This window comes from Tenacibaculum sp. TC6 (genome assembly GCF_050606265.1).
In the GTDB taxonomy this organism is placed as follows: Bacteria; Bacteroidota; Bacteroidia; order Flavobacteriales; family Flavobacteriaceae; genus Polaribacter.
In genome coordinates this window covers 1-3386 of the sequence record NZ_JBOCUK010000065.1, presented here as the reverse complement: position 1 = coordinate 3386, position 3386 = coordinate 1, and the positions used below count along the sequence as shown (strand labels likewise).

Annotated in this window: 3 protein-coding genes; 1 reads left to right on the top strand and 2 read right to left on the bottom strand. The window is 31.0% G+C overall.

Annotated features, from left to right (window positions below):
- Window positions 1–77: 77 nt before the first annotated feature.
- On the bottom strand, window positions 78–1328 hold the full coding sequence (locus ACQY1Q_RS17195; RefSeq protein ID WP_431006562.1) for a mechanosensitive ion channel family protein: 1251 nt from the start codon (window positions 1326–1328) through the stop codon (window positions 78–80).
- A gap of 8 nt (window positions 1329–1336) precedes the next feature.
- Window positions 1337–2047 (bottom strand): queuosine precursor transporter, encoded by a 711-nt coding sequence (locus ACQY1Q_RS17190; protein WP_431006561.1) that lies wholly within the window; start codon window positions 2045–2047, stop codon window positions 1337–1339.
- 61 nt (window positions 2048–2108) lie between these two features.
- On the opposite strand from ACQY1Q_RS17190, the gene fabD reads away from it, so the two are divergent.
- The gene (fabD, locus tag ACQY1Q_RS17185; RefSeq protein WP_431006560.1) at window positions 2109–2993 is read left to right on the top strand and encodes an ACP S-malonyltransferase; all 885 of its coding nucleotides are present in this window, start codon (window positions 2109–2111) and stop codon (window positions 2991–2993) included.
- Window positions 2994–3386 lie beyond the last annotated feature (393 nt).

The following is a 3386-nucleotide window of genomic DNA, read 5'->3' as shown; positions in this document are numbered from 1 at the left end:
AACACATGTTTGTTGAGAGATTTTATATCTTTAATCATACTAAAAAACTGTAATGGTTTTTTAGGACGACACAATATTTAATTCTTAAGTTTAGAAATATCTTTTCCTGAAGGATTTTCAAATATTTCTAAATCAAAATAACTAACACTTGCTAAGATATGGTCAAAAATGTCGGCCATGATTCTTTCATAATCAATCCATACTTTATTTTTACTAAAGGCATATATTTCCAAAGGAATTCCATTAGGAGTAGGTTCCAATTGACGAGTCATAAACAATAAGCTTTGGTTAATATGAGGATGTTGCTGTATATATTCATCTAAATATTTTCTAAACAAACCAAAATTGGTAAGGTTTCGCCCGTTAATTAATAATGATTTGTCAATATTATGCTTATGGTTATAGTTGTTAATTTCATTAGAAATCTGCTCAACATAATTAGATAATAATTTTATCTTTTTGAATTCAGAAATCTCATCCTCCCTTACAAACCGAATCGAATTAACTTTAATTAAAATAGAACGTTTAATACGTCTACCATCAGAGTTGCTCATAGCTCTCCAGTTTTTAAAAGAATCAGAAACTAAAGAGTAAGTTGGAATACTTGTAATGGTGTTATCAAAATTCCTAACAATTACAGAAGCTAAGTTAATTTCAACTACATTACCATCTGCAGAATATTTTTCCATGGTAATCCAGTCATTCAAACGTACGGTATCATTTATCGAAATCTGAATACTGGCAACAAAACCTAAAATGGTGTCTTTAAAAATAAGTAAAAGAACAGCTGAAAAAGCCCCTAAAGCAGTAAGAAATTTAATAAGTGATTTTCCGGTAAGCAATGAAAAAGCAACGATTACACTAATCAACCACAGAAGCACCATAAAAATCTGAACATAACTTTCTAATGGTTTGTCTTTAAAAGATGAAAACTCACGTAAAAAATCTTTAATACTTAATAAAAGACTTCTGATAAACCAAATAACAAAAAAAGTTATAATTACTGAGACAAGGCGATCAATATATTTTAACAAACCAGGGAACTCACCTAATAAAGGTTTTAATGATGCATAAAAAATAAACATCATAATTACTCTGGTGATATTTAAAAACACTCGGTTTTTAATTAAAATATCATCAAAAGGAGTTTTAGTTCTTTTGGCTACATTGCGCAGAAGTTTTCTTCCTAAAAAACGTAAAAGCTTAAATAAAATATAACCAAATATAAACGTAGTAAGTAAATTACTTACTAAATTAAGGTAAACGGCTGTCTCGTGAGAGAATGAAAATTGCTCTCTGTAAAGATTATAAAAAAACTTACTAATCATAGTTCATATTATTCTTCAAAATTAGAAATTTCTTCGCCAAGTTTTAAATGAAATTTCTTTCTAAAAAAATAAACAATAATATATAGGAAAGGAGTATCAAGAGCTGCAATTATTATTTTGAATAGAACACCACTAACTAATAAGCCCCAAAACTTATCCCAATTAATAATTCCAAAAGAACAAAGAAGGATTAATACCGTTAAAGTATCAATAAATTGAGAAGTAAAGGTTGAAAAGTTATTTCGTACCCAAAGATGTCTCCCTTTTGTATATTCTTTCCAAAAGTGATATACCTTTATATCAATAAACTGTGCAAATAAATAGGCCATCATAGAGGCAAAAACAGCCAAAGGTGCCGCTCCGAATACTTGTATAAAAGTAGTGTTGTCTACTAGTGACCATGATGTTGCCGGAACTAACTTAGATACATATATAATTCCTAATGAAAAGAAAGAAGCAAAAATACCGGCAATTACTACTTGATTTGCCTTTTTTTTACCGTAGACCTCAGATAAAATATCGGTTATTAAAAATGTAATAGGATAAGGTAGAAGACCAACAGAAATTTCAAACAGTTTAACATCAAAAATTTCAAGATGAAAAGGGTACCAGTAAAAGAACTTTTGAAATATTAAATTTGAAGTAACTAATGAAGCAATAAATAATGCAGCTAAAATTAGGTAAATCAATTGCGCTTGTGATTTTTGTTGTGTTGTCATAAAACGAATATAGTAATTTTAAAAATTGTATGTTTGCAATAAAACAAACAATAGAATATAAATGAAAGCATATATTTTTCCGGGTCAAGGAGCTCAGTTTACAGGAATGGGATTAGATTTATATGAAAAATCACCAATAGCTCAAGAACTTTTTGAAAAAGCAAATGATATATTAGGATTTAGTATTACAGATATAATGTTTGAAGGAACCGCTGAAGAACTAAAACAAACAAAAGTAACACAGCCTGCTATTTTTTTACATTCGGTAATCTTAGCTAAAGTACTTGGTGATGACTTTACTCCGGAAATGGTGGCCGGACACTCATTAGGAGAATTGTCGGCTTTAGTAGCTAATGGAGTATTGTCTTTTGAAGATGGTTTAAGATTAGTGTCTAAAAGAGCACTAGCTATGCAAAAAGCATGTGAAATCCAACCATCAACAATGGCTGCCGTTTTAGGATTAGAAGATCAAGAGGTTGAAGATATATGTAGTTCTATAGATGGAGTAGTAGTGGCAGCCAATTATAACTGTCCGGGTCAGTTAGTAATATCAGGTGAAATAGAGGCAGTAGAAAAAGCATGTGAAGTATTAAAAGAAAAAGGAGCTAAGAGAGCCATGGTCTTACCTGTTGGGGGGGCGTTTCACTCACCTATGATGGAGCCGGCAAGAGAAGAATTAGCAAAAGCTATTGAAGAAACTGAGTTCAAAACACCAACGTGTCCTGTATATCAAAATGTTGTAGCGAAAGCGGTAACTGATCCACAAGAAATTAAAGAAAACTTAATCTCGCAATTAACAGCACCGGTTAGATGGACTCAATGTGTACAAGCAATGCTTACAGATGGTGCTACAGAATTTATTGAGGTTGGCCCGGGTAAAGTTTTACAAGGATTGATTCGTAAAATAGATAGAAGCGCAAGCGTAGCTTCTGCCACTATTGAATAATTAATATATACATATTATATAATGGTAAAAGGTAAGCTAGTGGCTTGCCTTTTTTTATGCGTTTAACCTAAGATTTCCTTAGTTTCTGATTAATGTAAAAACTAGTTATATTTTTTTTGCTTTGTAAGTTATTGTTATTCATTGGTTTGGTTTTGGATTTAAAAATACTTTAAAAAAAAGGTTAAAAAAAAGTTGCGGGGATTAAAAAGGGTTGTATATTTGCACCCGCTAACGGAAATAGTAACAGCAAAAAGAAGTTAGCAACGTTCATTAAAATAGGGTTATAAGATACGGTGAGAGGGGTGAAAAAAACTTTAAAAAAAGTTTGTTTGATAAGAAAAAAAGTGAGTATCTTTGCGGTCCGATTTTACGGGAGTTCATTGAGGTTAGGGT